Consider the following 24,184-nt stretch of genomic DNA (forward strand, 5'->3'; position numbering starts at 1 on the left):
AGCTTAGAGTTTAGTCTTGAATTAGTGTTAGGCCAAGAACCAACACTTTCAATCCCATTTTTAAAAAACAGTACCATCGCTAATGATTTGAATTGGTGGACTGCCATCTTTGCGTTTTTGTTTGGCAATCCGACGCCCTGCCTCCCAGGTTCCGCCTTGCAAAATTTTAGCAAGAGGTAGATCAACAGCGGTCATTTGCAAGCGCCGACGAATCGCCTCAGCCAACTCATCAAGCAGAGCTACAGTTAGTGCACGCCATTCGACAATCATTTCCGAATCCGGTGCTTGTAACTGGTGAAAAATTTGTTCATCTTTCGCCTGGAGGACGCCCAAATCAATCAGTAGGCCACCGTTGCGATATTCTGGTAATCCGGTTAAATCGTCTAGATCCATTACTTTTATACCCAATTGCTCTAAAGGCTCAATCAAAGAATAGGTTAACCACTGAGATAACTTATGAAAAGGAACAAATTCAGACCCCTCTTGCTCCGTTTTAAGCCCAGGATGAATCCAAACGTCGCCTAAGGGAACCTTGTTATAACGCAGTCGTTCAGGCCATATTTCAGTAAAAGCATGAAGTACCGCTTGGAAAATTTGCGCCGCAGCAATACAGTGATTTTTTTGCAGGCTCGTTATATACGAATAAAAGTTTCCTAAACGTTGCTCATCATCAAAATACTGGGGGGATTTTTGCACTATCGCACCAAGACGATTTAATAAAGCAACACGTCCCTCGACGCCTTCAAGCGTATTTTTTACATTGACTTGAAACCCTTTTTTCAGCTCTTCCTGATTAAAAGCCAGTAGCTTTATGCCATCGACACGCAAGGGTTGCTGCGGTTTTGCACTAAAAATGCCGCTGAGATAAAGGTTTAGACTAGCGATAGCCAAACCTTCAGAGCGGCTATAATCCTGTCCAGTACTTAATTCTTGATAATGCCAATTTTTACCTGCACCAGCATCTAGCAGAACACTAATGATGACCAGCTCATAAAGAATTTTTCCCTGCTCTTCTGCTGTTAGCCGAGTGAGTTGCTTGCTTATTTTTTGAATGCGATCAATCCCGCCGACTTCAAAATGACGCCAGCGACTATGGTAAGGAATCGTTAATCTGGGGTATTGGTCATTCATCACGTCTAAAACATAATCGACCGCAACAGGCATTTTCTCATCAACAACTAAAAAATGCTTCAGCTTATTCTCGCGTGCTAAATTGAGAAGGCGTTTCGCTTGCTGGCGAATCGTTTGTAAATTTTGCAATGATTGTAATACGTTATTCATTAAGCCCACGTCCTTTGGGAACGGCTAATTCATTAATATCAATTAATCGATCGGGTGAATAATATCCTGCAGCTCGTTTTGCATCCATCTCCACTTGCGCATCAGGGGGAATCAGTTCGTCAGGAATTTTAACCCGTTCAATGATTTGAATGCCGGCCTTCGATAAAGCCTCAAATTTCATATTAGACATAGAAACAAAACGATGGATTTTTTTAATACCCAACCATTGCAAAACATCAGTACTTAATTCCTGAAAACGCAGGTCTTGAATACCGGCAACACATTCTGTACGTTCAAAATATTTCGCGGCTGTATCACCACCTGCTTGTCTTTTACGGGCATTGTAAACAAGAAACTTGGTCACCTCACCTAGAGCTCGACCTTCTTTGCGATTATAAACAATCAAACCCGCTCCCCCTCGTTGCGCCGATTCCACACCTAATTCAATACCATGAACAAGATAGGGTCGACAAGTGCAAATATCTGAGCCAAACACATCTGAACCATTACATTCATCATGAATTCGACAAGATAATTCAATTTTGGAATCATGAATCGTGGTCACATCACCAAAGAAGTAGGCGGTTAAGCCACCGATAGGAGGTAGAAAAACGTTTAGATCAGATCTCGTCACTAATTCTGGAAACATACCAGCTGTATGCTGAAAAAGAATCCGTCTTAGTTCAGTTTCTGAAATTTGAAACCGCTCGGCGATACCAGGCAAATACCAAACCGGATCAATGGCCGCCTTCGTCACCAGAACATCCCCAGATTGCATTAAAATTTTACCATCTGGTTTGAGCCTTCCTTGATGAATGGCAATTTGCAGCTCAGGCACATTGATGTGCGCCCTGGTCACAGCAATAGTAGGTCTGATGTCATAACCTGCCGCGATTTCTTCTGCAAACACTTCTGCAACCCTATGCCCCCAAGGATCGATTGACACAATTTTACTTGGGTCAAACCACTGCTCATGAGGGCCAATAGTGACCGGCGGTGTTGTATCGGTTAAATCAGGCTTATGCTCGGGATCAAGGACGCCGGCAGCAACGGCCAATGCGCGATAAACAGAGTAGGAACCCGCATGCGTACCAATCGCATTGCGATTTTTAAGATTGGTAAGCGAGGCAATAATAGGCCCACGCTCTTTTGGATCCCTTGCACCCCATTCAATCGGTAAGGGCACTGAGCGGTGTCCAGAGGGATGAGAAGTTAATACAATATGTCCCTTTGATTTATTTTTTGAATTATTACTTGTCGTTGCCATTGCAAATTCCTTCCATTAAGGAAAACTGAATATCCTCTAATTTTAGTTCATGGGCTAGCACATACTTAAATTATTGCTTGCATAAATCATGACAACCTAGAGGTGAAGTAGCCCGATTACATTTTCAAGAGTTACCTAGGCAGCAGAACTCCGCAGATTGGTTAAAGTGTAATTTTGCTGTATTCCCAAGAATTTTGATCTTCGTTGCTCGAAATGAGAAAGATCGAATTGTTGGTTATATTCAATGGTTATAGAAAAGTGGTTTCCGCAAGGAATCTGTCATTGAATTAGAACAAATAGCAGTGCTTCAAAATCAATAAGGCAAAGGTGTTGGAACACAGTTAATTCAAGAAAACTATCTTAGTGATAGTCCTTCAATATTGAAAGCTGTTCTAGTATCAACTCGAACGGATAATGCAGCTCAAATATTCTATAAAAAAGTATTAGGTTCTGAAGAGGCCGCGCTTATCAAAGACTTATATCGTAGATGGGGTATTACTTCATTTTTTTAAGCATTTTAAAACCACTTGTTTTCCAAAACCAATATAAGAAAATAATTGCAACCACTGCAAATAGAATGTTAAGTACGGTTGTATAATTGAATTTGATTGACATTTCTACAATTTCAGCGCTTCTCTGTTTAGGAATTAAATGAAATAACTGAAAGGAAAACTCTATAATTAACGATGCTAAAACCATCGCTGTATAAAAAATAACAAATATAATTGACATCATTTTGAAGCCGTAATATTTCCAATAAATATGCAAAATCGGGATAATTAGGAGATCAGCATAAATAAATGAAACAACTCCGCCGAAACTGATTCCACCATTCCAAAGAACAGCCGCAAGTGGAACGTTTCCTACTGAGCAAACGAAAGAAAAAATTGACACAAAAGGGCCTATTAAAGGACTCCAAAATTTTGTCAATAGGGGATGGGACTGAAGAAAAAAGGAATGCCAAAAATCTTTCGGTATCCATGCAGCTAAAGCGCCAGCAATAATTAAACCAAAAACTATATCTTTCCATATAGCAGCCCAATCCATAATAAAATAATGACTTATCGCTGTAATCCCTTTTTTGGAAAAAAGTTTTTGCAAAAAACTTCCTTCCTTAAGTGACATATCCATATGCGCATGAGCTTCCATTTTGCCGACTATATTGCTCTTTGCATTTTCCTTCGCTTCCTGTATAAACTTTTGAGGTATACAAAGATAAAAGATAAGAGCCATAATACCTACTACGAGTAGCCCACCAATTAATTCAGCAAGCATAAATTGCCATCCTAAAAGAAGGATCATGAGAATACTTAATTCAGCTACAAGATTAGTTGATGCAATTTGAAATCCCATTGCAGAAATAAAATTCGCGCCTTTACGGATAAGTGATCGAGTCAGGGCAATTGCTGCATAAGAGCATGATGAAGAGGCAGCTCCTAATCCACAAGCAATGCCTAAAGATTTAGGCGAAGAATCAGGGAGCAAGTCGCCCATTTTTCCTTTAGGCACAAAAGCTTGTACTATAGCTGATAAACTAAAACCCAGGACTAGAGCCCAAAATATCTCCCATGACATCAAAAATGACATTTCAAGTGCATGATAAATAGCCATGAACATTATTTTCTTCCATGAATATATTTATAACCATCTTAGATGGCATTTTCTAAATTGTCATTAAAATGCCGCGGCTACCAATTCCTGTCGATGGTTGCAACACGTGAAACTAAGCATACTATTTCAATTAAGCAGCCTACTCTGTTTAAAATAATCATTAATTTTGCAGATTTAGAGCACCATTTCTGTAGTTAACAGTATCTAAAATTTTACAGGCAGCAACATAGTGTGCCTGTAAAATTTAGTTTTTAAAGTCATTAATGACGATTATTCACAACGACTTCCTTGGTTTCGTTGGACTTAAACTTTTTAAGTAAATTATTTGCAACTAAATTATCATGGTCAGACCTTACGTATTTTCCATTGACATGATGAAAACCTGACACAACAATCTTTCCTGCTTTCATCAATCTGGCCAATTCCTGCGCACGGAACCTTCGTGTATCGTCAAGCTCAAAAATCACGAAACGGCGTAAATGTCGGCAATATTCAGCTGAACGCATACGTGCCATCATCGAGGTAATAATAACCTGGGCAAATAGAACCATATTACCCTCCACTACTAAAGCTGAATCTGGTGTACCATCAACGGTTAACTCTCCGGCAGGCGTTACATCATCAAGAGAATCAGCAAGCAAACTAAGTTGAGCGCCTAGCCCTGTACCTAAGCTTTCTCGGAGAATATTTGGCGCATTATCTAGCTCCGCCCCTGCGTTCCATACTTTCTGCACTAATGAGATCCACAGAAAAATACCGAGAGCAGTTAAGCTTCCCACTCCAGTGAAAAGGAGTGCTGAGGCCCCAACTGTTATTACCCACCTCAGTGCTCCATAGAAGATCTCATCGCTGTCATCAACATCTACAAAAATCCCAGATGTATCCATCGTCATACCAGTAGTACCACGGACTAGCTGTGGGATAGCCACACCATTGAAGTCGATATCAACATCGGGGGCTACGTCAATAACCGGCGTATCAATCTCCCGAACCACATGTCCTATTATTTGAATACCATTATCAGCCATCGACATTGCTAAAGATTTCACCTTAGCACTGTCAATTACTTGACCAATTTTAGAGGCAGCACCCCGCTCTAAAACCATATCCAGGAAATTCCTGTTATACGCAATAGCCAAGCCGGTTCGAGGTGCAACATAACTTTCTGTTATTATCAAGGTTGGGTCTACTCCTGGTGGGCTGGCTGAGATTGCGAAGGCATCAACACTGTCAGTTCCCGCCGGTGTTAAGGTAAGTGCAACATTCCATTCAGAATCATCAGGTCTGGTATCGGAATCGATGAACCTTGTGGTATTCAGACCTTGGACGAGGCTCTTGGGCAAAGGGAGGTGTGTATTTGAAAATACATCCTGAATTGCGGCGCTATTCATAAAATTATCAAGATCAGTCGCGATTTCTGCAGGTGAAGGTGTTCCGTCAACTCCATCATATCGAAAGCCGATCTCCACAACTGGATCAGCAGCCACCAAAATGACCGTTAACTTTACTGCTGCATCAAGAGGAATAGTCAAGGGAGTTGCATTTGGGTCGGATGCCGGTCGTATTTCAATCGTTCCCAAAATATGTAATATACTTCGAGGCGAATCCGATCCTTGAGTTATCATTTCAAACTCAAAAGGATCGAACAAAACAATAACATGAGAAGGCTGTCCCCCGAGATCTCGATCAAATTCCAAACGACTTGGAAGTCGACCAATCCGGGTTAATTCGCGAAGAAAATCGGTGATTACACTAAAAGCAACCCCCACCCCTGCATCTGCGTTTCCTAAATTAACATTCATAACAAATCTCCTTATTTGAAATGTTTATCAGGACGCCTAGCATTCATTTGCTGAGGTTATAGTTAATTATTGGTCCTTATTAATTTTAGCTCAAAAAATGAACTTACCGGGTAATTTAGTTATCGAAAATAAACCCTGTTTTTTTTGATTAGCTATCTATAAAGATGGTAAATTTTCATTTTAAAATTCTGTAGTTACAATATGGACCTCCGGGGTGGGTAGAACGGCCAGATCACTCCGACCGAACCCTCCTCAGAACCGGACATGCAGAGCTACCGCATCCGGCTCCCTATAGACCAGTGTCCCCACACATATACTGTACTAGGCCATTTTAACAAATTTATAATAAAAAACGAGCGAGCGATGACCATTTTTATCATAGTAATGAATAGGCTTTATAGAAGATAATGAAATGAGCTTTTGGTCTAATTGAGGATATGAAAAAGCAGTCATTTTTTGAGAGATTAAAATTATATTTTCATTTTGAATCCCACCAACGTCTTCCCAATATTTATACATTAAACTATTAAAGCCAAACACATGCCAACCAATAACCTTATAAAGAGTATTTATTTTTCCTTGATTTAAGTATTTTTGTTGATAAAAAGCGAGTTCACTTGCAATATTGTAAGTATCTAAAGGCAAGATAATAGGTGTTTGATGCGTTTTACTTTTCCATTTTTGGGCGATTGTATGAATTTTCCAGGTAAAATTATCCCAGGGAATGAGTTTTTCAAATAAAGTATGACGAATTTTTTCCGGCTTATCTAACAAAATACAATAAATTAAGCTGCTATAAATAACCAACAAAAAAAAACAGGTTATGACCCAACTTTTACGAAATGTGATACTCATAATTTTTTGGTTACTGACTATCAGAAGTGAGAGCCAAGGAACAATAGCAAGAAAGATAGGTCCAATCCAATTCACTCTAATGCTATGGAATAAACTAAACAACGAAAAAAATAAAAGCGGCACGAGCATATAAATTTGGAAAAAATGTTTGGTTTTAATCGTTATTAATTTTTTAGAGTATTCTTTTGAAAGTAAAGTCGATAGACCGAAAATGCCAGCAGGAGTTAAATATATGAGCACTAGACTAATCAATATATGAAAAGAAAAAGAAAAAGAGTCATGAAATCGTCGCGAACTTTGAAATAAAAAGGATGCCCATTGATGGGTAGCATTCCAGTAAATGACAGGAATAAATATAGTTAATGATATCATAGAACAACAATAAGGCTCTCGACGTAGAAACCACTTTCGAGAATCACTATCGAATATTAAATAGATTATCGTCGATAATCCTAGCATCACAATGGTATATTTTGAAAGAAGTCCTATACCAATCCATAGTCCTGCCCAATACCAACTTTTAGTTTTATCTAAAACAATGGCTTGATAAAGATAATAAAGAGTAGCTGACCAGCTAAGAGTGAGTGGAATATCAGGGGTAATAATTAAAGAATGAATAAAAAAAAAGGGTAATAACGATAGCAAGACTAGAGAATACCATCGTGCTTTTTTTTTTATTAATGAAGTCAATTTAAAACTAAAGTACCCCGTTAAAATAAAGCAAGGTAAAGTAGCAACACGTACACCCCATTCATTAACACCAAAAACTAGAGTACCTAGTTTAATCAAAAGAGCCACCATTGGCGGATGATCAAGAAAACTAAAATCAAGATGGTTAGAATAGTTCCAATAATAGGCTTCCTCAACCAATAAATTGGCCTTAAGCATAAACATTATTCGCAACAAAAAAATAAATAAAATTGATAAAACAAAAAAATAATCAGATCGTATTTTATTCATTTTTTTCAGATCCTTTTCAAGCAATATTCATAATAAGTCGAGCAGTATACTTTCATTTATTAATTACTGCATTACTATTTCTCCCTACAACATGTCTCTTGTTAAGATCCCCCAAAGAATATAATTTAGCTAAGATGTATTGATTTTCGCAAACCTTAAAAGGGATACAGTATCAAGGATGAAAAAATTGTAATTATTATTCCAACTTATTCTGTTTTTGATATCTTGCGCCGTAATTGCATATCAAATACTTCTTCCTGAAGAGAATAATGGATCTCACAAGTTCCGATACCTACTCTACAAAATCGCTGGCTCCTTCGACACCGCATTTGAACAGGTTTGTTACCAGTTTATCCTTACCATATTCTATTGCCTGCTGCGTCGCGGAACACATCGACTCATTCAACTACCATTTTTCGGGGCTTAGACAAGTTTAATTCTTTCTGATTTTTTTACTTCTATTTTGAAGGCTCATGGCCAGGGCTGGATATACCGGAAAACCCATCGTATTGTTCTGCAATCAGTTTCCAATCGATAACACAAGTGGAGATTTCTTTGATATTTTTAACTTGAAAATCATCGGAAGGAAGATAAAGTTTCTGATTACCAATTCTCTTATATCTAAGGAGTAAATCAAATTTTTCAAGATAGCCCTCAACTTATTTCAGGCAAGGGCCACGTGATCTATTACTAAAATTAGTAGCTACATGTTTAAGTAGGAATAACTCTGTACTGAGACTCTTGATCTTCTGATGAGGATTGCCAACAAGTGGAGATTAATTTTCGTGTAGCACGCCCCGCTTCGTAAAAGCATAAGCCAGCTAAGATACCTGACGAGATTCCTAAAATCGGTGCTCCTATATCAACCGCTAACACACTACCAGCATCTACATTTGGCGGCGATTCATTTTCAACACTATAAATTGCATTAGCTGCCGCGGCACCCGCTCCTGCTAAGCCTCCTATAGTACCACCAAAAAAGCCTGCTTTACAGCGTTGATAAGTAAGCCGAGACATTGTTAAGGGAGATAATCGAACTTCTACTGATTGGTTATCTTCTAGGGTTCTATTATTTCTTGGTCGTATCTCATCTTCCTCTTGTCCTTCTTCTGATACTATTTCATCTTTGCTTTCTACATCCACATTGTAAGCAGTTACTTCTCCTTCCGATACGTCAGAGCTTAGAGTGGGTTGTTCTTCCGTGTGTGGTTTCGCAACGGTGATGATACAATCTGTGTTTCCTTCTATATGCTCTATATGCTCGTTTTTTCCTGTTTTCATCATCTTTTCCTTTATTTATTTTTTAGCCAGACTGTTTGAAAATGTCAGGCAATAAGCTCAGTGTAATTTATTATAAATTCCGTTTTTAATAAACAAATTTTACTTCCATTTTGAATGGCTCATGGCCCAGTTTGGGCTGGATATACCGGAAAACCCTAAAATGCACACTAGCTCCTCTACTCAAATCTTGATGCTGACGAACTGGCCTGGCGTAAGGGATTTAATACTATTTACAATATCTTGCATGCAGAGGTGCTGGATAAAACTCTGGCACTATTTATAAACTGTCTTGAAAAATACATTAACAATCGCAATGCTGCCGATGCGCCTGACTATTTGACCAATTTTAGCGTTTTCAGCAAGAAAATAAACTTTTGTTGATTTAAACTAGTGTCCCGAAATGGCGCTATTTAAGACAGTTTTAACCAATACAAGCGAGGCAAACAATACGCGGGGTTATGTATAAAAATGAGTACCCTCAAGCCACTGCCGGTAAGTAAATCAGAAAGTGAGGCTTGCTTCCTTGATAAGTCACCGGTGAAATTTAGATAGGTGTAAATTTAATCCGGTTACAATAGGACAATTGCCAGGTAAAATAATGAATTACGCTTTTAAATCTGATTTGTCGAACACAAATCGGCGTTTTCATTTTCAGGCCACTTTCTTTTGCCAAATAAAGAAGCAGGATTCGGCGATGCTTTATTTAAAATAGATTGAATATCGCTATCCCAAGCCAACATTAATTTGTGCAAAATACATAGTAATAATTTTTGTTGTTTTCCTGCATTAAAACTGGCGGAACGAGAGTTGGATTTTTTTATTTCTTTTTTATTTTCCGCGTTTCTGGTTAACTCAATAGGTTTTGGTTGCCAGCTATCACGAATTGCTGCAGCTGAATTTAAATCTTTCGTTTCCAGAATGGCTAAAAAATGTCTGTAATTACTACCTGTAGTTTTTTGCTGAACCTGATATCTAGCGAGCATTTCTTCAATTTGCTGACAAATATTTACGGTATCTGCGTTAAGACGATTATGAGTGCCCCCGGTAGCCTCATGTAAATTTTCATAGATGCTTTGCAACAACGTTTTTAAAAGAACAAAAAAGTAATGTCTATTAAATTCGCAAACTCGTGAATCGGCAGCATGCTTTATTTTAACGCATTTGGGACCATCTTTTATTTGTTCTATCGAATCTTGATAACTTTTTTTTATTTGTTCTATCTGAGTCTCATAACTTTTTTTATCGGTTTCAGAAAGATGGTTATTTAGTGATTTAAGTTTTAACCACAAACATTCAAGGAAAGCTCTAGAGGCTGGGAACTGTTGTGATAAAAATACCCCAAAATCAATTGATGCCTTATTCGCAAAACCATTATTCAAGTTAGTATTATGGCTATAATCTCTTGAATTAACAAAAAATTTCAAATTACACAAGTCACTGATGTATTGCAAATAAACCCTGGTTTCCTTGAGCTTAATCTGCAGATACTTGGCTGGGTTTGTTTGTTCGTTGGTTAACTGAGTTCTAGTTTGTTCTTGCACAGTGGATAAGGTTTGCAGATTTGGTGAGCTATTTTTGGGTAAATTCCCTTTATCCTCACTTTCAGAATCTTCCAATTCTTCTTCTTCAAACTGCCCCGCCTCAGAGAGAGAATACCTGCTGGTTTTAGGTTGTGTTTCTGAATTTCCATGTTCAAAATCTTCCAGTTCCTCTTCTTCAAATGGACTAAGTTCAGAAGTAAAATAACCGTTAGGATTAGATACGCTTTCTGAGGCCGAACCAGGCAAACAGGAAAAAGTATTAACTGAATTGTTACTGTCTGTTTCTATTAATTGTTGTAACGCCATGGCCAATATTTGGCAATCTGATTCCTTGCTGTCAGGAACAGCTTGCGTACAATCGAATTGCATTACTTTACTTATATCACTTTCTCCTTTTTGTTGTTCTATTAAAGGAGAAGAAGGATTGTCTTGTAAAACGCAAATTTCATGATTAGCGTGGTCGGGGCGGATATCATTCGATGCCATTAAGGGTTGCTGGCTTAAAACTTCTAAATATTGCTGAAAATCTGACTCTGAATTTGATCGTGGCAATTGTGGAGACGTGACTAAAGTACCAATTCCTATGCCTAAGTTATTTTCAAGTACAATAGGCTGTTCGGAAACTTCGGTTTGCGTTGCTGATAACCTAAGTTCAGCGTTACCTTCACTAAAAGAAATTAAAGGGCCAAAGAATCGAGGTCCAGAAGAGTAAAGGTCAAGTATTTCAATAACTGGATCTATGTCAGCTTCTTCTGTCAGTAGAGGGCTTGGTAAAATAACAATGACCCCGTTCTCGTTTGCTGTGTATTTTTGTTCACACAACTCTTGATAAATTTGGTTAAAAATTGCTGCTAACCGTGGATATAACTCTTTTAACAATTGCTGTAAGGCAGGCACAGTAGGAGCAAAACCCAAGTTAGTTAAAATTTCTAATAACTGCTTAGCTTCCCCTGAAATATCATTTTGTGTAGCCCTTATTATTTTTTCACGCATTCAAGTACAGATTTATAAATTTGAACTATAATAATACATTTTTACATAAAAATAAATAAAATGACTTAAATTAGATCTACCAGCACATATAAGCCTGGGACTAAAGATCGTGCCCTGAGGTGTAAAATTTCCCACATTACACCGGAAAATCTTTAATTTTCTCTTCATAAGTGTCTTGAGCATTCGATAGTGACAATTGGAGTATACGCCGGTTTCATGGCCGAATAGAGTTGAATTAGTGGATCATCCACTACTTGAACTTTCAACCAAGTGAATGAAATGTCTTAATTTGTGAGGCGAGCTGGTATGGCTCATACCAGGTCTTAATATATTTCAAATTTAACAGAGACATTAAGAGGCGATGTGGTCAACCATCGTAAACACCTGTTGTTACGACAAGTGGCTTCTTATTATTCAACTTCAGATGTCAATTTAATTACGGATCAGCGAATCCAAGATCGCCATGCGCATAAACACACCATTACTTACTTGCTCTAAAATAAAAGATTGAGGCCCGTCGGCAACCTCACTATCGATTTCTACACCACGATTCATCGGACCAGGATGCATTACCATTGCATCAGGTTTAGCATAATGAAGCGTCTCTTGAGTTAAAGCAAATTCGCGCCGGTAAGTGGCTAAATCCATCTGCTCATGTTCCATTAAGCGCTCATGTTGGACACGTAAACAAATCACGACATCCGCATCAGTAAGCCCTTCTTTTAGGGAGTGGGTCACCCGTCCATAATGAATTATCTGCGGTTGCCAAATGGTAGGGGCTACCAAAGTTAATTCTCCAACCTTTAAACTGGAGCAAAGACATTGCAAGGAATTGGCTACCCGTGAATGGCGGATATTTCCAATAATAGCAATCTTTAGTTGACTCAAATCAGGTTTTTTTTCAGTAATAGTCATCAAATCTAGCATGGCTTGGCTAGGATGAGCATGTTGCCCGTCCCCTGCATTGATAATATGAATTGGATCCGCCATTTTGCTTGCTAGCTCATTTTGCAATCTATCTTGGCGGTGCCTTACTACAAATACCTTAATTCCCATTGCCGACAAAGTATGAATAGTGTCTTCTATCACCTCTCCTTTTGTTTCCGAGGAGTTTTGCAAATCAAGATTAATAACCGGCATCGACAATTTTTTTGCTGCTAGCTCAAAGCTTACACGCGTTCGAGTACTGTTCTCATAAAAAAGGTTTGCTACCATATGTTGAGAATAGTCAGGGAGTTGCCCACCTTTTTTAAAATAAAGAGCCTGTTCTAAAAGGGAGTTAATTTGCTGGGTTGAAAGTTGACTAATTTCCAAAAAATGCTTCATTATCTTCACTTGGATGCTGCAGCCACTGCTCAAGAATAATACAAGCAGCAAAACTGTCGACTTTAGATTGCTTAATTTTACGGTATCCGCCTTTAGCAAACAACTGAGCACGTGCCTCAATAGTCGACAAACGTTCATCCACCAAATGCACCGAAAGAGAGAAACGTTGATGTAACTGGCGTGCAAATTCCCGTGCTGCTTCAGTTGTGTATAATTCTGAATCATCAATACAGGTAGGCAAACCAACAATCAATGCGTGTGGACGCCATTCATTGATTATTTTTTGTACCTCAGACCAGTTAGGAACACCTTGCTTGGCCTCCAACGTTGTTAAGGGCCGGGCACTGCAAGTAATTTGTTGGCCTACAGCAACACCGATTCGTTTGTAGCCAAAATCAAATCCTACAAAAAAACCTTCTGGCATGAATTCCCCTTTTTACGATTGATCAACTTGATTTTATTTAACAGTGAATATTTTCTAATACGGAAAGAAAGACTAGGCTTTTCAAACACTCTTTAGGCGTGACCTGCATGACCAGTTAATTCGTTCATTTTAACGCCAATTGTCAAACCAGCATATTCCCATCGTTCAGAGAAGGGTACATCATAAAGAAGCTCGGGAGAGAAAGGACAGATTAACCAAACGTTCGCAAGCACTTCCTCCTCTAACTGACTTCCACTCCAACCCGCATAACCCAGGGTTACTAAAGCATCTTTTGGGCCTGCATCAGCAGCTATTGCCCGGATGATATCATTCGAAGTGGTCACCGTCACGTCATCACGTAACGACAGACTCGACCGCCACCCACCAGTAGGGCGATGAATAACAAAGCCACGCTCGGGTTGTACTGGGCCACCAAAAAGAAGTGGCATTTGATTGTGCTCAGTAGATGCCGGTTGAATTTGCATTTGTTCAAAAACCAAACTTAAAGGAAATTGCATTGGCCGGTTAATAATTAAACCTACCGTCCCCTGAACATGATGCTCACAGACATAGATTACTGAGCGCTCGAAATTAGGGTCAGTTAAAGAAGGCATGGCTATCAGAAGGTGGTTGGCCAATGAGGAATGATGTGCCATGTCTACCTCCCTATCAGATCTCTCTAGATTTAATTTAAGTATACACTAAATAAATTCACCCAACTGGTTTATTTTTGCTCACAAACAAAATTGTACCTTTTTGCGACTCATTCACAGATGCTATTTAATGCTTACTCAATAAAGTATTTAAAGACTTAAAACAAGTTCTCATTCAGGCCAAACACAGTGTATACTTCTTATTTTTCAGATAGGTTGTATAAGGATATTTACGTGGAATCTATTGATCTTAAGAAACGGGATGTGTTTTTTTTACGAGCATTAGAAACTGACGAGTTTCTAATCATCATATTGAGTATTGCTCTAATTGCTTTACTGGTTTCACTTTATCTCTGGGATAGAAATCAAAAAAAACATACAGTCTTACGTAATTTTCCCATTATCGGTCATTTTCGTTATTTCCTCGAATATATAGGCGTCTATTTGCGTCAATATCTTTTTGCCGATGATAGGCAAGAGCTCCCTTTCAATAGAGCAGAGCGCTCTTGGGTTTATCGAGCAGCCAAAAATATAGATACCACTGTTGGATTTGGCTCGACACGTCCTCTGCACAACATAGGCACAGTTTATTTTGTAAGCGCCCCTTTCCCTCCTTTAGGAACGAATAAAGCGGTCATTCGACCAGTCACCATCGGACCTTATAGTAGGCATCCTTATACCTCAACCCATATTTTTAATATTTCCGCGATGAGTTATGGAGCAATTTCAAAATCAGCCATTCGCGCTCTTGCCAAAGGGGCCAAAAAAGCGGGCTGCTGGTTTAATACCGGTGAGGGAGGTGTTTCACCCTACCATCTAGAAGAAGGTTGTGACATTGTGGCCCAAATTGGCACAGCAAAATATGGTTTCCGCGATGCAGAAGGTAACTTATCTGATGATCGTTTACGGGAATTAGCAGCACATGATTCTATTAAGATGTTTGAAATCAAATTAAGCCAGGGCGCCAAGCCAGGAAAAGGCGGCCTTCTACCTGCAGTCAAAGTGACTGAAGAAATTGCAGCTATTCGGGGAATCACGCCTTTTCAGGATTCTATTAGCCCTAATCGGCATCCTGATATCGCTAATGTGGATGATTTGTTAGACAAGATTGAACACGTTCGCCAAATTACAGGTAAACCAGTAGGCTGTAAATTTGTCTTAGGTAGCTATGAATGGGTTAATGATCTTTGTTATGCCATTCATCAACGAGGTAAAGAGTTTGCCCCCGACTTCATTTCCTTGGATAGCGCAGACGGTGGTACCGGAGCTTCTCCTCAAGGTCTTATGGATTATATGGGCATACCGATTCAAGAGTCCTTACCTAATCTCGTTGATATTCTTGTTCTTTATAATTTACGGGATCGTATTAAAGTCATCGTAAGTGGCAAACTGATCACCCCTTCTGGAGTAACCTGGGCACTTTGTGCCGGTGCCGATTTTATCAATTCAGCCAGAGGGTTTTTGTTCGCTTTAGGCTGTATTCAAGCGATGCAATGTCATAAAAATACCTGTCCGACAGGAATCACTACCCATGATGCCAGCTTGCAACGTGGTTTGGTCATTGAAGATAAAGCAGAGCGTGTTTACCATTATGCGACTAATATGGCACATGAGGTCGCTGTACTATGTCATTCCTGCGGTGTTAATGAGCCCAGAGAATTACAACGCAGCCATGCACGTATTGTTAGGGAGGATGGTTTTTCGGTTTCACTGGCGGAAATTTTCCCTGATCAGCAGCCTTTACCTGAATATTTATAATCGTTCTTTAATGGTCGCTACATTATCCCGAACTGAGTACAATTTAGGGATGATGTAGACTAGGCTCAAGATGACAATGAGACCATTCCTTTTAATGCTTTCACATGTTGGGCTAATATTTCTTCTCGATAAAAGCTTGCAGGTAAACTGGGCTGCCAAATACTGTGTGGCCAAGCGCTATCCTTTTTATACCGTGCAACCACGTGAATATGTAATTGGGAAACAATATTGCCTAAGGCGCCGACATTTAATTTTTCTGGTTGAAAATAGTCTTGCATGATCTGCGAAATCACTGCAATTTCCTCGATAAGAATTTGGCGCTGAGTGGGTGACAATTGATAAATTTCCTGAACATTTTCTTCTCTTGGCACTAAAATAATCCAAGGAAAATTAGCTTCGTTCTTAAAATAAACTCGCGATAATTCCCAATCGGTCAACCAAACCGAGTTTGTTTCAATACGATTATCTGTTGTAAAAACCATTCTCTTCTATCCGTTCAATTGAGAAGCATGAAAACGTAAATGATCAGCGATAAAACTAGCAATAAAATAATAGTTGTGCCCATAGCCTTCCTGCCAGCGCAGATTTAAACGAACCTTGGCACGTTCGCAAGCCGCGACAAATAACTTAGGATTTAACTCCTTTTCAAGAAAAGGATCCTTTGTTCCCTGATCAATTAAAATCATACCATGGGGCCAGCCCTTTTCTACTAGCAATTCACAGGCATCATAGTTTTTCCAGAGTGTTTTATCCTCGCCTAAATAACCTTTAAATGCTTTTTGTCCCCACGGTGAATGCATGGGAGCACAAATTGGAGCAAAAGCGGATAGAGAACGATATTGTTGCGGTCGTTTAAACGCTATTGTTAATGCACCATGACCACCCATTGAATGGCCAAAAATGCCGGTACGTTCTTCATCTACAGGAAAATGGGCATTGACGACCCTGGGTAATTCTTCGCTAATATATTGATACATTCGATAATGCTTAGACCAGGGCTCCTTCACTGCATCGAGATAGAAACCTGCCGAAACACCAAAATCCATAGAGACTCTGTCCCCAGGTAATTCGACACCCCGTGGACTAGTATCAGGGACAACGAGCGCTAAGCCCAATTCAGCAGCGACTCGTTGAGCCCCCGCTTTAGTAATAAAATTCTGCTCATTTGAGGTTAAGCCAGAAAGCCAATACAAGATCGGAACCTTATACTGCTCTGCTTGTGGAGGAAGGTATAAAGCAAAACGCATCCGGCAATTAGTTACTGAAGAGGGATGTGCATAAACATATTGCATTCCACCAAAACAACGATTCTCTTCAACCAACTCAAGCGACATGAATTTTGCTCCTTTTAAAATGTGACAACTGTCCGTATCGATTCTCCATTGTGCATTTGCTCAAACACGTCGTTAATTTGCTCTAGAGGTGAGACCTGAGTAATCAAATCATCAATGTTAATTTTGCCATCCATATACCAATCAACTATTTTGGGTACATCAGTTCGCCCACGCGCACCCCCAAAGGCACTGCCTTTCCAAACTCTGCCAGTGACTAATTGAAACGGTCTTGTAGAAATTTCCTGTCCCGCCCCCGCTACTCCAATAATGGTACAAACACCCCAACCTTTGTGGCAACATTCCAAGGCTTGGCGCATAAGATTTACCTTACCCACGCACTCAAAGCTATAGTCGGCACCACCTTTTGTTAATTCAACCAAGTAATTAACTAGATCCCCCTTCAACTCACTTGAGTTAACAAAATCAGTCATGCCCATTTTTTCTGCCAAAGCACGGCGCTTAGGATTGATATCAACACCAACAATTTGAGCGGCCCCAACCATACGTGCACCTTGAATGACGTTCAAGCCAATCCCCCCCAAACCGAAGACAACAACTCTTGAGCCAGGCTCTACTTTGGCAGTATAAATGACGGCACCAATCCCAGTAGTAACGCCACAACCGATGTAACATACTTTTTCAAAAGGCGCATCCTGGCGAATTTTAGCCACCGCGATTTCCGGCAATACAGTGTAATTAGCAAAGGTGGAAGTACCCATATAATGATATAAGCGTTCACCATTCAAGCTAAAACGACTGGTGCTGTCGGGCATCAATCCTTTACCTTGAGTCGCACGAATTGCTTGGCAAAGATTTGTTTTTTGTGAAAGACAATACTCACAGGTTCTACATTCAGGGGTATACAGAGGGATAACATGATCGCCTGGCTTTAAAGAAGTCACGCCTGAACCAACCTCAACAACTACCCCAGCCCCTTCGTGGCCTAAAATGGCCGGAAAGAGACCTTCGGGATCGTCGCCAGATAAAGTAAAGGCATCGGTATGGCAAACACCCGTTGCTTTTATTTCAACGAGAACTTCACCCTGCTTGGGTCCTTCTAAATCAACCATTTCAATTGTTAATGGCATCCCTGCTTTATGAGCAACCGCTGCTTTTACTCGCATTTAAAATCCTCTTTACAATAAATTCCTAAGATTATGAGCAACATTCAATAAAAAAGAAACCAATTAACCTAATGATTTAAAAACCATTATACAGAGAATAAAAAATCATCATTCCAAATAAGCACTGCTGGATTCCAAAAATTATCTGTAATCTAATTGGGCATTGTGCTGCAATATTTTGCCACTTACAATGGAATAATTCATGAGAGTAAAAGTTCTGAGCAGCAAATAAAAATGACCATCCTAAATTGGCAGGAGATTGTCTCCAAATGGGATTAGAGACTCCTTTTGTTGCTGAGTTTTTAGAGCTTGAAAACAGGATTACGATATCAGTAATCCTGATAATTTTGCTCCAGCAACACCAATATAAGGAGATTTACAAACTAAAATATTATCTATCTCAGTTCTAATTAGAAATTAGATCAGTGTAACAATAAGTTTTTTCTTTCATTGCTAACTCGATCTTATAAGATATACTTAAATTACAGCGAATCCCCTTATGCATAATATTAATATGGATCTCAATCAAATTCGCGCTTTTATTGCTGCCGCAGATTTTGGTTCTTTCACCTTAGCAGCTGATTTTCTTTACATTACACAATCGGCAATCAGTAAACGCGTTGCCTCGCTAGAATCTGAAATAAAAACACCACTATTCATTAGAGATCACAACCGTCTGATACTCACCGATGCGGGGAAAATTTTCTTACCCCATGCCATAGAAATGCTACAAACCGTACAAACAGGTATTTCATCAGTGAATCTGTTTCTTGAAAAACAAAAAAAGCCATTGAAAGTGGGGTTGGATTTTTTTATGGGCAGCTTCATGCTTCCTGATTTACTTGCTTCATTTAACAAGGCGCATCCTGATATTGATTTTTCAGTTAATTACTTATCACCTTTGATGAGTATGCGTGCCTTACGAAATCGCGAAATAGAACTTTGTTTGAACTGCATTAGTAATAAAATCATCCACGAATTTGAGTTGATTCCACTATTTACTCTTCCATTCGTGATCAAAGTACATCATTCACATCCTCTAGTAAAAAAGAAAAAAATAGCACTTGACGATATACTCGACTACCCTGGCATAGTCATGCCCAAATACGCTCCACCTCGACAAGTTTTGGATAACCATCTTTTTCGGAAAAATTTATTTTTACATATCCAACACGAGGCTGAGCCTATTTTTGCTTTACTTAAATTGAGTAAATTAGGGTTTGGATGGAGTTTTCTCCCAAAAAATATCATTGATAAAGAGCTAGTAACCATTTATGAACACGAAGATTTATCAGTAAGGTATTTTATAATATATCGAAAAGGACATAAACTCAGCACAGATGCACAGCTGTTTATTGCGACCTTGAAAGAAACTCCAGTTTTTTGAATTGTAAGTTGGGTCTTGACCCAACAATTCTTTGCTAGACTCCCTTTCCAATTTCGTCGAGCTGGGTATAAGATTTAAGATTGAAAGCCCAAAATTGCAGAGACAATTATGCATACTCTTTATCCGACCATAAAGCCTTATAAATGCCATGAGTTGTTGGTTAGCGAACCCCATACTCTCTATATAGAAGAAACAGGAAATCCAAATGGAATACCAGTAATAGGCTTGCATTCAGGGCCTGGCGAAGGTGCTGATGCCCATTTGCGGCGTTTTTTTGACCCACATATCTATCGCATTATCCTTTTTGATCAACGCGGCTGCGGGCGCTCTACTCCGCATATTGAACACCAGGATAATAACACGCAAAATTTGCTAGAAGACATTGATAAGATACGTGAATATTTAGAACTTAGCCGATTTATTTTATTTGGGGGTGGTTGGGGTTCTTTGCTTGCTTTATTGTATGCTCAACTCTACCCTCAACAGATATCCACTTTGTTGTTACACCAAATTTTCTTAGGACGGACAAAAGATACCGAATGGTTGTATAAAAGAGGAGCAAACCTCGTTTTCCCCGATTATTGGCAGGAATTCATTGATTTTGCACCTCGCGAAAAGCAGGATAACCTTCCATTGTATTATGCTGAATGCTTACAAGGCGGTAATGAATTAGTACGAATGTCTGCTGCAAAAAACTGGGCTCTGTGGCAAGCGCACTGTAACAGCTTACAGGCTCATCTCAACATGATTGATCAATATAGCGATCCTCATTTTGCCTTGGCTCTTGCTTGCTTACAAACCCATTATATTCGCCACCATTATTTTATCGAAGAAAATCAAATTATCGCTAATGCGCATAAAATCAGGCACATACCTACTTACATCATTCATGGTCGTTACGATATGATCTGCCCTCTCGAAGGAGCCTGGGACTTATACCAAGCCTTACCGGCTTCTAATTTAAGCATAGTTAGAGACGCTGGCCATTCTGATCGGGAGATAGGAATTATTGATGCCATTATTGATGCCAGCAAAGAAATTTCACGACAGGGTTTAGATGCATGTTAACAGTAGTTCAGCGAGTTAATGAAGCAAAAGTGGTGGTTGACAAGCAAACTGTAGGAGAAATTTCTCAAGGATTAATGATTCTTTGTGGCTTTGAAAGACAGGATTCGGAGCCAACTCTTTTACGAATGTTAGAAAAATGTTTGAATTATCGTATTTTTAGTGATGCTCAGGGTAAGATGAATTTAAGTTTAAAAGAGGTTAAGGGCGGACTTTTGCTTGTACCCCAATTTACCTTAATGGCTGATACTAAAAAAGGCTTACGCCCCAGTTTTTCCCATGCCGCTGCACCCGAAACCGGCCGCAGCTTGTTTCAGCGTTTAATAGACCTTGCTCAGGAAAACTATCCTCATGTTGCGAGTGGTCAATTCGGCGCTGATATGAAGGTTCATTTATGCAATGACGGTCCAGTCACTTTTTTGCTCCAATTCTAGGTAATTACAGCGGGGGTTTTAGCTTGAGCGCTGAAGAATATTCCCAAGACTAAGAAAGTGGTGTAACATCAATTTTCGCACTTAAAAAAATAGAAGAATCATGCGATTAATTGCTACTCTTTCAGCTTTAATAGGATCCTTAATGCTTTCTGCCTGTATTCATAAAGGCAATAACCCCGTTGATCCTTACGAGTCAATTAACCGAAAGATTCACAATTTTAACATGGCCTTTGATGCAACCATGTTAAAACCGCCTGCTAAGTTTTATAAAAAAGTCGTTCCTTCTCCTGTCCGCAGAGGCATCAACAACATGTATAACAACGTCTATATGTTGCCCACTGTAGCCAGCGATGTTTTCCAGGGAGAGTTTAACTTTGCTATCAAAGACAGTTGGCGTTTTCTAATTAATTCAACGATTGGAATTGCTGGTTTCTTTGATGTAGCTGATAAAGGCTTTAGCTTGCCTCCTCACTTCAATGATTTTGGTTTAACTTTTGCTAAATGGGGAAATAAGAAATCTGCTTATATCGTTATCCCCTTCCTCGGTCCAAGCACGATCCGGGACGGGCTAGGGTTGCCCTTAGATTATCTGTTTACTCCTTACCCTTATCTACCTAGTGGAGCTGCTATCTATTCCATTGCCGCATTAAGGTACGTGGATCTACGCTCACAGCTGCTTGAAGCCGAACCGCTTATGGATCAAGCCATTGATAAATATGCATTTATCCGTGATGCCTACTTACAACATCGTAATTTCTTAATTACAGGTGAGCAGGCTGATGCTGATGCTTCCTTGTATGTTGATGGCGATGATGTGAATGGTTATGTGGATGAGGAAAAAACTACTCCCGTAAAAAAACCAGCTATTCAAGCCCAGGCGAGATAATGCTTCACAAACAAGATTTAGACGAATAGAAATGTTGCATATTGTCTTACACCAACCAGAAATCCCCCCTAATACAGGAAATATCATTCGCTTGTGCGCCAACAGTGGCGCACAATTACATCTAATCCACCCTTTAGGCTTCACTCTTGACGATAAACGGATGCGTCGTGCAGGACTAGATTATCACGAATGGGCTAAGGTTGTTCATTATGACAATGATCAAGATTTTATAGAAAAGAACCAACAAAGGCGGATTTTTGCTTGCTCGACAAAAGGACAAAAAAATTATCACGAAATTTCTTATCTCGACGAAGATATGCTGCTTTTTGGCGCCGAAACCCGCGGATTACCAACCGAATTAAGAGAAAACTACACAGCGATTCGTATTCCAATGTGCCCCAATAATCGCAGCCTAAACTTATCAAATTCAGTTGCCATTATACTTTTTGAGGCTTGGCGACAACTCGATTTTATTGGCAGTGCCTGATTGTAAGTTGGGGGCCTGGCTCATAGCTAAAATTAAGATGAAGGAGATTTTTCTCTATTTTATCTGACACCGTTCGGACTGAGGAGGCGTTTACGCCGTCTCGAAGTCTCACATCAGGATTTGCAAGGCTTTTGAGACGGCCTGAGCCCCCACGGGACAACCCTCATCTCAGTCACGCCCTAAAAAACAAATTCTGAGCTATTCCATCTATTTCCAGCTTATATGCAGCTTCTTTTGAAAAAAAAGTTCGATAAAGCGGCTTTAAACCACCGCTTAGAATATCAGTGACTTTCTGATTAAAATCTCTTTCGTACCAATCTGCCTCGTTCAGAGCACAAATTTCTAAAACTCCGAAGATCAGCTCCCTATCGTTGTGATCGAACAATTCTTTTTCTTGAAGTTCTTGCCACAATACATGAACTGCCTGATATCGATTAATTAATTTTTGTTGTTTGCAAGTAGGTTCTTCGGGTGAAACAACCTCTTCTTCCTTGGTAACTTTGATCCCTTCTTGAGCTAACTTACTTTGCAAACGCAATTTAAAATCCGCCACAGTTTCTTTTATGACTCTTACGTTTTCAACAGTTTGTACTAAAGAACAAGAAAAATTAACCGCTTGAGCCTGCAATCTCAGTTGGAATTGCTGCACCGACCTGTGGAAATTTTCAAAAACCCTACCACTCATAGCCGCTATGTACTCTAATAACTCAAGCTCAGTCATTGCTATTGTCATTACGAGCATCCATCCAGGCTGATTCATATTTCTTTCTACAAGCCTTGAAAAATCGGAAGTATCTTGAAGAAAGCTTGCAAATTGCGTTACATCACTAATGGAAGTTAAATCAAGAATCGTTTTAAAATCCGTATCCATTTTTATTGATAAAACAACACTGATAAGAGCAAGAAAAGTAGTAAGGCTATAGCCAATTTCTCCATAAGCCAACGATTGATGGTATTGGATGTAATTATATAAAAAATTAATCAGTAAGATATCCTTTTCATTAATATCAGTCTGGCTTAGCTCATAGGCGCCCAATTGAACCAGTTCATCTGCGCCAAGAACATTTTTCATCGGCTCGTATTTTTGATTAATAAACGTTGTTAACTCCAGAGCCTTACTATAATTTCCCTCCCTTAAAGCATCAACATAGACCTGTGCTTCGCTCATTTTTCGTCCTTGATTCCACTCAATTTAATCCAGTATATCGATAAATTCATCTTGATAGCAAAATAATTTAACTATTTGAACAATTATCAAGAAGTTTTTAGATTTAATCTCCTAAATAACCTATTCTTAATAGTGAATGAATTAAAAAATTATGTGAGAAAATAATCATGCCGGAATATAGTTATAAAGGATTCCAGATTTCCTATGAAATTAATTCGTCTAAAAATCATTTATACAAAGCGGATGGGAAAGTGATTAAGCAAGGAAAAGAACAATCTTCTACGCCACAAAAATTTCATACAGAACATTTTAGTGAAAAAGGTGCAAGGAGTGAAATAAAAAAATTAATTGAACAGTACGTCGATTTTGAATGGCAAGAGTTCCATGAAATGCATTGAGTAGGCTAAGCTAGCCTACATTTGCATCAGGATACCGGTCTCTTGGACTTAAGAAAAGTGTTCATTTAACTGTAGTAGTTCAAACTTGATCTGACAGTTGCCGGTTTTTCAGAAGTGTCTGTCAGGTCAAATTTAGTCTATAAATTTTT

The 24,184-nt window shown here is 39.2% G+C and carries 21 protein-coding genes and 1 pseudogene; 7 read left to right on the forward strand and 15 right to left on the reverse strand.

Annotated elements, in window-relative coordinates:
* Positions 1-60: 60 nt before the first annotated feature.
* The 11 genes and pseudogenes from Lnau_RS11120 to Lnau_RS11165 all read right to left on the reverse strand — a co-directional run bounded on the left by Lnau_RS11120 (position 61) and on the right by Lnau_RS11165 (position 13,997).
* Positions 61-1,281, reverse strand: coding sequence for a URC4/urg3 family protein (locus Lnau_RS11120; RefSeq protein ID WP_058505219.1), 1,221 nt, complete (start codon positions 1,279-1,281; stop codon positions 61-63).
* On the reverse strand, positions 1,274-2,548 hold the full coding sequence (locus tag Lnau_RS11125; protein WP_058505220.1) for a GTP cyclohydrolase II: 1,275 nt from the start codon (positions 2,546-2,548) through the stop codon (positions 1,274-1,276). Before Lnau_RS11125 ends, Lnau_RS11120 begins: the two co-directional genes overlap by 8 nt.
* Before the next feature lie 495 nt (positions 2,549-3,043).
* The gene (locus Lnau_RS11130; RefSeq protein WP_058505221.1) at positions 3,044-4,165 is read right to left on the reverse strand and encodes a permease; all 1,122 of its coding nucleotides are present in this window, start codon (positions 4,163-4,165) and stop codon (positions 3,044-3,046) included.
* 254 nt (positions 4,166-4,419) lie between these two features.
* Entirely contained in the window at positions 4,420-5,961 is a 1,542-nt protein-coding gene (locus Lnau_RS11135) for a hypothetical protein (RefSeq protein WP_058505222.1), read from the reverse strand.
* 321 nt (positions 5,962-6,282) lie between these two features.
* Complete coding sequence (locus tag Lnau_RS11140; RefSeq protein WP_058505223.1) at positions 6,283-7,776, reverse strand: glycosyltransferase family 39 protein; 1,494 nt, start codon at positions 7,774-7,776, stop codon at positions 6,283-6,285.
* A gap of 458 nt (positions 7,777-8,234) precedes the next feature.
* Positions 8,235-8,405: pseudogene (locus tag Lnau_RS16995) on the reverse strand (Tn3 family transposase); the annotation flags it as partial.
* 82 nt (positions 8,406-8,487) lie between these two features.
* Entirely contained in the window at positions 8,488-9,060 is a 573-nt protein-coding gene (locus Lnau_RS11145) for a hypothetical protein (RefSeq protein WP_133134897.1), read from the reverse strand.
* A 608-nt stretch (positions 9,061-9,668) separates the two neighbouring features.
* Positions 9,669-11,591 (reverse strand): hypothetical protein, encoded by a 1,923-nt coding sequence (locus Lnau_RS11150; protein ID WP_058505225.1) that lies wholly within the window; start codon positions 11,589-11,591, stop codon positions 9,669-9,671.
* Between the two features lie 432 nt (positions 11,592-12,023).
* The gene (locus Lnau_RS11155) at positions 12,024-12,917 is read right to left on the reverse strand and encodes an aspartate carbamoyltransferase catalytic subunit (protein WP_058505226.1); all 894 of its coding nucleotides are present in this window, start codon (positions 12,915-12,917) and stop codon (positions 12,024-12,026) included.
* Entirely contained in the window at positions 12,895-13,341 is a 447-nt protein-coding gene (gene ruvX, locus Lnau_RS11160) for a Holliday junction resolvase RuvX (protein WP_058505227.1), read from the reverse strand. The genes Lnau_RS11155 and ruvX overlap by 23 nt, the downstream gene beginning before the upstream one ends.
* A 92-nt stretch (positions 13,342-13,433) precedes the next feature.
* Entirely contained in the window at positions 13,434-13,997 is a 564-nt protein-coding gene (locus tag Lnau_RS11165) for a YqgE/AlgH family protein (protein ID WP_058505228.1), read from the reverse strand.
* A gap of 231 nt (positions 13,998-14,228) precedes the next feature.
* Between Lnau_RS11165 and Lnau_RS11170 the strand changes: the two genes are divergently transcribed.
* Positions 14,229-15,752: an FMN-binding glutamate synthase family protein gene (locus Lnau_RS11170; RefSeq protein ID WP_238585971.1), complete on the forward strand. Its 1,524-nt coding sequence runs from the start codon at positions 14,229-14,231 to the stop codon at positions 15,750-15,752.
* Positions 15,753-15,817: 65 nt separating this feature from the next.
* Here Lnau_RS11170 and Lnau_RS11175 read toward each other — a convergent pair whose 3' ends face one another.
* Genes Lnau_RS11175 through Lnau_RS11185 form a run of 3 tightly spaced genes read right to left on the reverse strand, consistent with a single transcriptional unit; the run spans position 15,818 to position 18,210 of the window.
* Positions 15,818-16,234, reverse strand: a complete 417-nt coding sequence (locus Lnau_RS11175) for an HIT family protein (protein ID WP_058505229.1) — start codon at positions 16,232-16,234, stop codon at positions 15,818-15,820.
* Positions 16,235-16,240: 6 nt separating this feature from the next.
* Positions 16,241-17,086, reverse strand: coding sequence for an S-formylglutathione hydrolase (gene fghA, locus Lnau_RS11180; protein ID WP_058505230.1), 846 nt, complete (start codon positions 17,084-17,086; stop codon positions 16,241-16,243).
* A gap of 14 nt (positions 17,087-17,100) precedes the next feature.
* Positions 17,101-18,210, reverse strand: a complete 1,110-nt coding sequence (locus tag Lnau_RS11185) for an S-(hydroxymethyl)glutathione dehydrogenase/class III alcohol dehydrogenase (protein ID WP_058505231.1) — start codon at positions 18,208-18,210, stop codon at positions 17,101-17,103.
* Between the two features lie 499 nt (positions 18,211-18,709).
* Between Lnau_RS11185 and Lnau_RS11190 the strand changes: the two genes are divergently transcribed.
* From Lnau_RS11190 to trmL, 5 genes are all read left to right on the forward strand, one after another.
* Positions 18,710-19,597 (forward strand): LysR family transcriptional regulator, encoded by an 888-nt coding sequence (locus Lnau_RS11190; protein ID WP_058505232.1) that lies wholly within the window; start codon positions 18,710-18,712, stop codon positions 19,595-19,597.
* Between the two features lie 108 nt (positions 19,598-19,705).
* Positions 19,706-20,665 carry a prolyl aminopeptidase gene (gene pip, locus Lnau_RS11195; protein WP_058505233.1) on the forward strand — a complete coding sequence of 320 codons (960 nt, stop codon included), beginning with the start codon at positions 19,706-19,708 and terminating at the stop codon, positions 20,663-20,665.
* Positions 20,659-21,096: a D-aminoacyl-tRNA deacylase gene (dtd, locus tag Lnau_RS11200; RefSeq protein WP_058505234.1), complete on the forward strand. Its 438-nt coding sequence runs from the start codon at positions 20,659-20,661 to the stop codon at positions 21,094-21,096. The genes pip and dtd overlap by 7 nt, the downstream gene beginning before the upstream one ends.
* A gap of 100 nt (positions 21,097-21,196) precedes the next feature.
* A complete protein-coding gene (locus Lnau_RS11205) occupies positions 21,197-21,982 on the forward strand; it encodes an MlaA family lipoprotein (RefSeq protein ID WP_058505235.1) in 786 nt (261 codons plus the stop codon).
* 31 nt (positions 21,983-22,013) lie between these two features.
* A complete protein-coding gene (gene trmL, locus Lnau_RS11210) occupies positions 22,014-22,469 on the forward strand; it encodes a tRNA (uridine(34)/cytosine(34)/5-carboxymethylaminomethyluridine(34)-2'-O)-methyltransferase TrmL (RefSeq protein WP_058505236.1) in 456 nt (151 codons plus the stop codon).
* 172 nt (positions 22,470-22,641) lie between these two features.
* On the opposite strand, the gene Lnau_RS11215 is transcribed toward trmL, so the two are convergent.
* Positions 22,642-23,637, reverse strand: coding sequence for a hypothetical protein (locus Lnau_RS11215; protein ID WP_058505237.1), 996 nt, complete (start codon positions 23,635-23,637; stop codon positions 22,642-22,644).
* Positions 23,638-23,804: 167 nt separating this feature from the next.
* On the opposite strand from Lnau_RS11215, the gene Lnau_RS11220 reads away from it, so the two are divergent.
* Positions 23,805-24,035 (forward strand): hypothetical protein, encoded by a 231-nt coding sequence (locus Lnau_RS11220; RefSeq protein ID WP_058505238.1) that lies wholly within the window; start codon positions 23,805-23,807, stop codon positions 24,033-24,035.
* Positions 24,036-24,184 lie beyond the last annotated feature (149 nt).

This window comes from Legionella nautarum (assembly GCF_001467895.1).
GTDB classification, from domain to species: domain Bacteria; phylum Pseudomonadota; class Gammaproteobacteria; order Legionellales; family Legionellaceae; genus Tatlockia; species Tatlockia nautarum.

What these genes read in the sequence shown, in the direction of transcription:
- Lnau_RS11205 (WP_058505235.1), top strand. Translation starts at nt 21,197, where the DNA reads ATGCGATTAATTGCTACTCTTTCAGCTTTAATAGGATCCTTAATGCTT.
- Lnau_RS11190 (WP_058505232.1), top strand. Translation starts at nt 18,710, where the DNA reads ATGCATAATATTAATATGGATCTCAATCAAATTCGCGCTTTTATTGCT.
- ruvX (WP_058505227.1), bottom strand. Translation starts at nt 13,341, where the DNA reads ATGCCAGAAGGTTTTTTTGTAGGATTTGATTTTGGCTACAAACGAATC.
- Lnau_RS11220 (WP_058505238.1), top strand. Translation starts at nt 23,805, where the DNA reads ATGCCGGAATATAGTTATAAAGGATTCCAGATTTCCTATGAAATTAAT.
- fghA (WP_058505230.1), bottom strand. Translation starts at nt 17,086, where the DNA reads ATGTCGCTTGAGTTGGTTGAAGAGAATCGTTGTTTTGGTGGAATGCAA.
- Lnau_RS11175 (WP_058505229.1), bottom strand. Translation starts at nt 16,234, where the DNA reads ATGGTTTTTACAACAGATAATCGTATTGAAACAAACTCGGTTTGGTTG.
- Lnau_RS11145 (WP_133134897.1), bottom strand. Translation starts at nt 9,060, where the DNA reads ATGATGAAAACAGGAAAAAACGAGCATATAGAGCATATAGAAGGAAAC.
- Lnau_RS11140 (WP_058505223.1), bottom strand. Translation starts at nt 7,776, where the DNA reads ATGAATAAAATACGATCTGATTATTTTTTTGTTTTATCAATTTTATTT.
- Lnau_RS11215 (WP_058505237.1), bottom strand. Translation starts at nt 23,637, where the DNA reads ATGAGCGAAGCACAGGTCTATGTTGATGCTTTAAGGGAGGGAAATTAT.
- Lnau_RS11120 (WP_058505219.1), bottom strand. Translation starts at nt 1,281, where the DNA reads ATGAATAACGTATTACAATCATTGCAAAATTTACAAACGATTCGCCAG.
- dtd (WP_058505234.1), top strand. Translation starts at nt 20,659, where the DNA reads ATGTTAACAGTAGTTCAGCGAGTTAATGAAGCAAAAGTGGTGGTTGAC.
- Lnau_RS11185 (WP_058505231.1), bottom strand. Translation starts at nt 18,210, where the DNA reads ATGCGAGTAAAAGCAGCGGTTGCTCATAAAGCAGGGATGCCATTAACA.
- Lnau_RS11135 (WP_058505222.1), bottom strand. Translation starts at nt 5,961, where the DNA reads ATGAATGTTAATTTAGGAAACGCAGATGCAGGGGTGGGGGTTGCTTTT.
- Lnau_RS11130 (WP_058505221.1), bottom strand. Translation starts at nt 4,165, where the DNA reads ATGTTCATGGCTATTTATCATGCACTTGAAATGTCATTTTTGATGTCA.
- Lnau_RS11155 (WP_058505226.1), bottom strand. Translation starts at nt 12,917, where the DNA reads ATGAAGCATTTTTTGGAAATTAGTCAACTTTCAACCCAGCAAATTAAC.
- trmL (WP_058505236.1), top strand. Translation starts at nt 22,014, where the DNA reads ATGTTGCATATTGTCTTACACCAACCAGAAATCCCCCCTAATACAGGA.
- Lnau_RS11150 (WP_058505225.1), bottom strand. Translation starts at nt 11,591, where the DNA reads ATGCGTGAAAAAATAATAAGGGCTACACAAAATGATATTTCAGGGGAA.
- pip (WP_058505233.1), top strand. Translation starts at nt 19,706, where the DNA reads ATGCATACTCTTTATCCGACCATAAAGCCTTATAAATGCCATGAGTTG.
- Lnau_RS11125 (WP_058505220.1), bottom strand. Translation starts at nt 2,548, where the DNA reads ATGGCAACGACAAGTAATAATTCAAAAAATAAATCAAAGGGACATATT.
- Lnau_RS11165 (WP_058505228.1), bottom strand. Translation starts at nt 13,997, where the DNA reads ATGGCACATCATTCCTCATTGGCCAACCACCTTCTGATAGCCATGCCT.